The sequence below is a fragment of the Nocardioides sp. NPDC057767 genome (genome assembly GCF_042798275.1).
Lineage (GTDB): Bacteria > Actinomycetota > Actinomycetes > Propionibacteriales > Nocardioidaceae > Nocardioides.
This window is the reverse complement of the sequence record NZ_JBHVKJ010000060.1, coordinates 24,439-31,566: the sequence shown is the minus strand read 5'-3', so window position 1 is coordinate 31,566 and position 7,128 is coordinate 24,439. Positions and strand designations below refer to the sequence as shown.

At 70.1% G+C, this 7,128-nt stretch carries 7 protein-coding genes; 2 read left to right on the top strand and 5 right to left on the bottom strand.

Annotated elements, in window-relative coordinates:
• Positions 1-53: 53 nt before the first annotated feature.
• From ACFVDI_RS24095 to ACFVDI_RS24080, 4 genes are all read right to left on the bottom strand, one after another.
• The gene (locus ACFVDI_RS24095) at positions 54-1,193 is read right to left on the bottom strand and encodes a DNA polymerase IV (protein ID WP_378911305.1); all 1,140 of its coding nucleotides are present in this window, start codon (positions 1,191-1,193) and stop codon (positions 54-56) included.
• A 35-nt stretch (positions 1,194-1,228) separates the two neighbouring features.
• The gene (locus tag ACFVDI_RS24090) at positions 1,229-2,521 is read right to left on the bottom strand and encodes a glycoside hydrolase family 3 N-terminal domain-containing protein (RefSeq protein ID WP_378911304.1); all 1,293 of its coding nucleotides are present in this window, start codon (positions 2,519-2,521) and stop codon (positions 1,229-1,231) included.
• An 89-nt stretch (positions 2,522-2,610) separates the two neighbouring features.
• Positions 2,611-3,198, bottom strand: a complete 588-nt coding sequence (gene coaE, locus ACFVDI_RS24085; RefSeq protein WP_378911303.1) for a dephospho-CoA kinase — start codon at positions 3,196-3,198, stop codon at positions 2,611-2,613.
• A 12-nt stretch (positions 3,199-3,210) separates the two neighbouring features.
• On the bottom strand, positions 3,211-4,176 hold the full coding sequence (locus ACFVDI_RS24080; protein WP_378911302.1) for a helix-turn-helix domain-containing protein: 966 nt from the start codon (positions 4,174-4,176) through the stop codon (positions 3,211-3,213).
• An 89-nt stretch (positions 4,177-4,265) separates the two neighbouring features.
• Here ACFVDI_RS24080 and ACFVDI_RS24075 point away from each other — a divergent pair, with 89 nt between their 5' ends.
• The gene (locus ACFVDI_RS24075; RefSeq protein WP_378911301.1) at positions 4,266-4,424 is read left to right on the top strand and encodes a hypothetical protein; all 159 of its coding nucleotides are present in this window, start codon (positions 4,266-4,268) and stop codon (positions 4,422-4,424) included.
• 77 nt (positions 4,425-4,501) lie between these two features.
• On the opposite strand, the gene rpsA is transcribed toward ACFVDI_RS24075, so the two are convergent.
• A complete protein-coding gene (gene rpsA / locus ACFVDI_RS24070) occupies positions 4,502-5,983 on the bottom strand; it encodes a 30S ribosomal protein S1 (protein WP_008361841.1) in 1,482 nt (493 codons plus the stop codon).
• Positions 5,984-6,235: 252 nt separating this feature from the next.
• Here rpsA and ACFVDI_RS24065 point away from each other — a divergent pair, with 252 nt between their 5' ends.
• Positions 6,236-7,123 carry a class I SAM-dependent methyltransferase gene (locus ACFVDI_RS24065; RefSeq protein ID WP_378911300.1) on the top strand — a complete coding sequence of 296 codons (888 nt, stop codon included), beginning with the start codon at positions 6,236-6,238 and terminating at the stop codon, positions 7,121-7,123.
• Positions 7,124-7,128: the final 5 nt, after the last annotated feature.

The following is a 7,128-nucleotide window of genomic DNA, read 5'->3' as shown; positions in this document are numbered from 1 at the left end:
GAGTTGGCACCGTGGTGCCAACTCGGCCGACCTATGTGACCCCTCGGCAGGTGTCAGTAGCCTTCGGGCGGAGGGGCCATCTCGAGGCGTACGCCGATCAGGCGGATCGGGCGGTCCTTCTCGACGCGCTCCAGCAGCGCCACCGCCTCGTCGGCGAGGCGCTCACCGTCGAGGGTGGGCGCGGGGAGCTTGTGGCCGCGGGTGACGGTGAAGAACGGCTTGAGGCGCACCTTGATCTCCACCCGGGTGACCGGGCGCCCCTCCTTCAGCACGTCCGCGAGGCACTCGCCGCACAGTCGCCGGGTGGCGGCGACGATGTCGGGCCACTCGACGAGGTCCTGCTGGAAGGTCTCCTCGTGGCCGTGGCCGCGGGGGACCCACGGCGAGGGGTCCACCGGGCTGGTGTCGGCGCCGCGGCCGAGCCGGCGCAGCCAGGGACCGGTCGTGGGTCCGATCTCGGCGGCCAGTCGCTCGGCGGAGGCCTCACCCAGGTCGGCGACCGTCTCGATCCCGAGCCCGGCGAGGCGCTTGGCGGTCTTGGCCCCGATCCCCCACAGCGCGTCGGTGGGACGGTGGCCCATCTCGGCAGCCCAGGTCTCGTGGGTGATCCGGTAGACCCCGGTCCCCCGCAGCTGTCCGTCCGGTCCGGGCTCGTGACCGCCTGCCCCGGCCTCGCGCGCGACCGCACCGTCGACCCGCTGCTTGGCGAACCCCGTCGCGAGCTTCGCCTGCAACTTGTTGTCACCGACGCCGACCCCGCTGCGCAGCCGGGTGCGTTCGAGCACGAGGTCGCGTACGTCCTGGGCGAAGGCCACCGGATCCCCGACGTCGCCGTGGCCGGGGCCGGGGCCGAGGAAGGCCTCGTCCCAGCCGAGGACCTGGACGAGGACGGGTACGCCGCCCCACTCCAACGATCGCAGCGTGTCCATGACGCCCGCGGAGGCCTCGTCGTAGGCGGTGTGGTCGACCGGCAGCAGCACGGCGTCGGGACACTTGCGCACCGCGATCCGCAGCGGCATCCCGGAGCCGACCCCGTGCGCCCGTGCTTCGTAGGACGCCGTCGAGACCACTGCCCGCTCGGTCGGGTCCCCGCGACCGCCCACGATCACCGGCTTCCCGGCGAGATCGGGTCGCCGCAGCACCTCCACCGCCGCGATGAACTGGTCCAGGTCGACGTGCAGCACGACGCTCATGCGTCGATGGTGCCACGAACGCACCAGCGAGGGCGTCAGCCTTCGGAGGCCACCTCGGAGAGCGCCGCAGAGGCCTTCTCCGCCTGCTCGCGTACGTCACCAGGCACCGGCACCGCTTGGGCGGTGCGCTGCTGCCACAGCTGCATGGCGACGACCTTCGCGGCCGCCTGCTCGACACGAGCGCGGTCGAGGCGGCCGGAACGCAGCGCCTTGACCACGCTGCGGTGGGCGGCCTTGGAGTTGGCCGGCATCAGCAGGAGGTCGGCGCCGGCCTCCAAGGCGGCGACCGAGGGCTTCTTGGTGGTGGTCGTGACCGCGCCCATCCCCAGCGAGTCGGTGACGGCGATGCCGGTGAAGCCGAGGTCGTCGCGGAGCAGGTCGTAGATCGGAGCCGCCATGCTGGCAGGCTTCCCGGGAGCCACCGCCTTGACGTCGACATGGCTGATCATGACCGCCGGGGCCCCGGCATCGACCGCGGCGTCGAACGGCACCAGGTCGCGGCGCTCGAGCTTCTTCATCCCGAAGTCGAGCTCCTGGAGCCCGAGGTGGGTGTCACCGGTGACGGCTCCGTGGCCCGGGAAATGCTTGGTCGTGGAGACCAGACCGGCCTCGTTGTAGCCCTGCACCGCGGCAGAGACCGCCGTGGCTGCCACTCTGGGCCTCTCGCTCGGCGAGCGCGACCCGATCGTCGGGTCGGCCGCGCCCACGGTCACGTCGGCGACCGGCGCGAAGGCCCAGGTGAAGCCCAGGTCGCGCAGCTCGAGCGCGGTCGTACGCGCCGCCTCGGTCGTGGCGGCGATGCCCTTGCGCGGCTTCGCCTCGATGGCGTCTCCGGTGCGCGCGAACGCCGGAAACTCGGTGGCCACGCCGCGCAGGTGGGAGACGACGCCACCCTCCTGGTCGACGCCGATCACCGCGGGGAACGTACGACCGTCGGCCGCCACCGCGCGGGAGACCGCGGCGGTCGTCTCGCGCACCTGCGCCTCGTCGACGACGTTCTCGCCGGTCACGCTGACGCCGGCGAGGTGGAGCTTGCGCACCATCTTCGCGGCCTTGGCCGGGTCGGTGCCGTGGTAGCGGCCGACGATGACCTGTCCGGCGAGCTGCTTCTCGTCCCAGCCCGCGACCAGCTCACGAGCGGTTGCGAGGTCTCCACGCGTCGGACCCCAGCCCAGGGGCGTGGTGTCCTTCTTCGGGTCGGTCTTCGTGGTGGCGGCCGCCGGCTTGTTCGGCTCGTCCTCGACCCTGGTCGGCACGCCGACGGTCACCGCCGCCGCGCCCGCACCGGCAGCCAGGGCCAGCACGGCCCCCGCGATCACCGGTCGCATCCAACGCCTCGGACGACGCTGCTGATCCTCTGATTCGGTGTGCTTGCCCCCAGTCACGCGGCCGAGTATGTCAGCAACCCCCGCTCATCTCACGAACTGGCGAGGGCGTCGTAGATCTCCTCCACCCGCTTGCGCAGGTCCTCGAGGGTGCCGGTGTTGTCGATGACGTACGTCGCGACCGCGAGCCGATCCTCACGGCTGGCCTGCGCGGAGATGCGGGCGCGGGCGTCGGCCTCGGTCATCCCGCGCGCGACCGCGCGCTCGACCTGGGTCTCGACCGGCACGTCGACGACGATCACCTCGTCGAAGAACGGCGCGTAGCCCACCTCGACCAGCAGCGGGATGTCGTTGACGACGAGCCTCCCTGCCGCCCGCGCGGTCTCCTCGAGCTCCGCGGAGCGCGCCCCGACCAGCGGGTGCACGATCGCGTTCAGCCGCTCGCGGGCGCCCTCGTCGGCGAAGACGATCTCCCCCACCTTGGCCCTGTCCAGCTCCCCCGACTCGGTCAGCACCGATGGTCCGAACTCCTCGACGACGGCCGCGAGGCCGGGCGTGCCCGGCTCGACGACCTCGCGGGCGATCTTGTCCGAGTCGACGATCACCGCACCGAACCCGGCCAGCAGCTCCGACACCGTGCTCTTCCCCGAGGCGATCCCGCCGGTGAGTCCTACGCGCATGGCGTCAACCTACTAGGCGCTGGCCGGCTCCCCGCAGGCGAACCGGCGCCGGTAGGCCTGGGGCGAGAGGCCTCGCACCCGGGTGAAGTGGTGGCGCAGGGCCGCGGCGTTGCCGAAGCCGACCTCGCCCGCGATCCACTCCACCGACCGCTCGGTGCGCTCCAGCAGCTCCTCGGCCCGCCGGACCCGCTGCGCGGTGATCCAGGCATAGGGCGTGGCCCCGGTCTCGGCGCGGAACCGTCGGGCGAACGTACGCGGCGACATCAGCACCTGCCGGGCCAGCGAGTCCACGTCGAGCTCCTCGTGGAGATGGGACGAGATCCAGGCCAGCAGCGGTCCCAGCGTCTCCGCGTCCGGCTCGGGGACCGGGTGGGAGATGAACTGCGCCTGTCCCCCGTCGCGCTGCGGCGGGACGACCATCCGGCGGGCGACGGCGGAAGCGACCGCGGCGCCATACTCCTGGCGCCAGATGTGCAGCGCGGCGTCGAGCACGGAGGCGGTGCCGGCGCTGGTGACGATCTGGCCGGTGTCGACGTAGAGCACCTCGGGAACGACCCGCGACTCGGGGAAACGGCGCTGCAGCTCGGTGGCGTACTTCCAGTGGGTGGTGCACTCGATCCCGTCCAGCAGGCCCGCCTCCCCCAGCGCGAAGGCGCCGGAGCAGGCGGTGAGGAACCGGGCCCCGCGGGCGTGCGCGCACAGCAGCGCGTCCTTCACCTCCACGGGAAGGGTGCCGCTGGGACCGCCGAAGGCGGGGATGGCGATCAGATCGGCCTCCTCGAGGCGCTCCAGGCCGTTGGGCGCCTCGATCTTGAACCCGAGGTTGGTGCGCACCATCCCAGCGGTCGGCGCACACACAGCGAAGTCGAGGTAGGGCACCCCGTCATCGCGACGGTCGATGGCGAAGGCCTCGCAGACCGCACCGAACTCGAAGGGGGCGACACCGTCCCAGATCACCGCAGCGACGTTCCTAAGCACCTCAGAAGGGTGCCAGTTGGCAGGAAATCGCGCAACTTAGGCATTTCTGCCAATGTGGCAGGAATACCTGGTAGCGAAGAATTACTGCCATGACCACCGCACTGATCCTCACCGCACTGTTCGCCCTCGCCACCTACGCCACCTTCGCCGTCGTCCACGGCGACCGCCCCAAGGCCGCGCCCCGGTCCCACGCCATCGACCCGGCCTTCGAACCCCGTAGCAGCCTGCCTGCGGCCAGGTGGCCCTGAAAGCCCGAATGCCCGGCCCCTCGAAAGGGGCCGGGCATTCGTGCGTTTTCAGAGCATCAGCTCAGAAGCTCACGCGTTCACTGACCGCCGGTCAGCTTCTCGCGGAGAGCCTGGAGCGCCTCGTCGGAGGCGAGGGAGCCGCCCTCGTCCTCGGAGACGGTCTCGTCGACCGAACCACCCGAGGAGTAGGAGGTGGCCTCGCCGGCCTCGGCAGCCTTCTCGGCGGCCTCCTGCTGCTGCTTGATGTGGGCCTCCCAGCGAGCGTGGGCCTGAGCGTACTGCTCCTCCCACTTCGCGCGCTGCTCGTCGTAACCCTCGAGCCACTCGCCCGTCTCCGGGTCGAAGCCCTCGGGGTAGATGTAGTTGCCCTGGTCGTCGTAGGTCGCGGGCATGCCGTAGAGGGTCGGGTCGAACTCCTCGACGTCGGTCGAGGTGACCGTCTCGTTGGCCTGCTTGAGCGAGAGCGAGATCCGGCGACGCTCGAGGTCGATGTCGATGATCTTGACCATGACGTCGTCGTTGACCTGGACGACCTGCTCGGGGATCTCCACGTGGCGCTCGGCCAGCTCGGAGATGTGCACGAGGCCCTCGATGCCCTCCTCGACACGGACGAACGAACCGAACGGCACCAGCTTGGTGACCTTACCCGGGACGATCTGGCCGATCTGGTGGGTGCGGGCGAAGTGCTGCCACGGGTCCTCCTGGGTCGCCTTCAGCGACAGGGAGACACGCTCGCGGTCCATGTCCACGTCGAGAACCTCGACGGTGACCTCGTCACCGACGGTGACGACCTCGGACGGGTGGTCGATGTGCTTCCAGGACAGCTCGGAGACGTGGACGAGACCGTCGACGCCACCGAGGTCCACGAACGCACCGAAGTTGACGATCGAGGAGACGACACCCTTGCGGATCTGACCCTTCTGGAGCTGGGTCAGGAAGCCGTGGCGAACCTCGGACTGGGTCTGCTCGAGCCAGGCACGGCGCGACAGGACCACGTTGTTGCGGTTCTTGTCGAGCTCGATGATCTTGGCCTCGAGGGTCTGGCCGACGTACGGCTGCAGGTCGCGGACGCGACGCATCTCGACGAGGGAGGCCGGGAGGAAGCCACGCAGGCCGATGTCCAGGATGAGACCACCCTTGACGACCTCGATGACCGCGCCCTCGACGACGCCGTCCTCCTCCTTGACCTGCTCGATCGTGCCCCAGGCGCGCTCGTACTGCGCGCGCTTCTTGGACAGGATCAGGCGGCCTTCCTTGTCCTCCTTCTGGAGCACCAGGGCCTCGACCTTGTCGCCGACCTCGACAACCTCGGACGGGTCGACGTCGTGCTTGATCGAGAGCTCGCGCGACGGGATGACACCTTCGGTCTTGTAACCGATGTCGAGCAGGACCTCGTCCCGGTCGACCTTGACGATGACACCATCCACGATGTCGCCGTCGTTGAAGTACTTGATGGTCTCGTCGATCGCGGCGAGGAAGTCCTCTTCCGACCCGATGTCGTTGATCGCGACCTGAGGCGCGTCGTAGTCAGGAAGAGGAATGTTGAGCGTGCTCGTCATAAGGGAGGTGGTTTCCTTGGGTGGACAGATATCGTCGGGTCACACACATCTGGAGTCTCGGGTCGGCAACCCCTCGCCGGCACCAGCACAAACAGGCTTCGTCGCCCGGTGTGAACCGGCTGTCGAGGTAGCAGGCCAAGGTCCACTAGGTCCGGGACCCGGGCAGACTTCAGACGCAGTTTCCAAGCCTACGCTCCAGTCACAGGCTCCGTCCAACTGTCGGCGTCACCTCGCGGGGCATACGCTGTGGGGGTGGACCAAGCCATCACCCCGGTCGTCCGGCCGGAGGCACCCATCGATCCCTTCGGCGCGATCGAAACCATCGACACCACCGGCCCGGTCGTCAGAGCCGAGCGGCGTACGGTCGGCGAGGCCGAGTCCCGCCGCGCCAACGGCCCCGACTGGGACAGGTACGCCGACGAGTACCAGGCGACCCACGGACCCTTCCTCGGCGAGGCCGGGTTCGTCTGGGGCCCCGAGGGACTGACCGAGGCCGATCTCGGCGTCCTCGGCGACGTCGGCGGCAAGGACGTGCTCGAGCTCGGCTCCGGTGCCTGTCAGTGCTCGCGGTGGGTGAACACCCAGGGCGGGCGCGCGATCGGCCTGGACCTGTCCGGCCGCCAGCTCCAGCACTCGCGGCGCCTCGACGAGCAGACCGGCGTCGTCGTGCCCGCGGTGCAGGCCACCGCGACCGACCTGCCCTTCGCAGACGGCTCCTTCGACATCGTCTTCTGCTCCTTCGGAGCGCTGCAGTTCGTCAGCGACATCGCCCACGCGATCGCCGAGACCGCCCGCGTCCTGAGGCCCGGCGGCCGCTTCGCCTTCTCGATCACCCACCCGACGCGGTGGATGTTCCCCGACGACCCCGGCCCCGAGGGTCTCATCGCCGCACAGTCCTACTGGGACCGCACCCCCTACGTCGAGGTCGACGACGAGACCGGCGAGGTGTCGTACGTCGAGCACCACCGCACCCTCGGCGACTGGGTCTCGCTCCTGGCCGGTGCCGGGTTCCGGATCACCGACCTGGTCGAGCCGGAGTGGCCCGAGGACCACGAGCGGATCTGGGGCGGCTGGTCGCGGACCCGGGGGCTGTTGACGCCCGGCACCGCGATCTTCGGTGCGGATCTGGCGAGCAGCTAGACAGC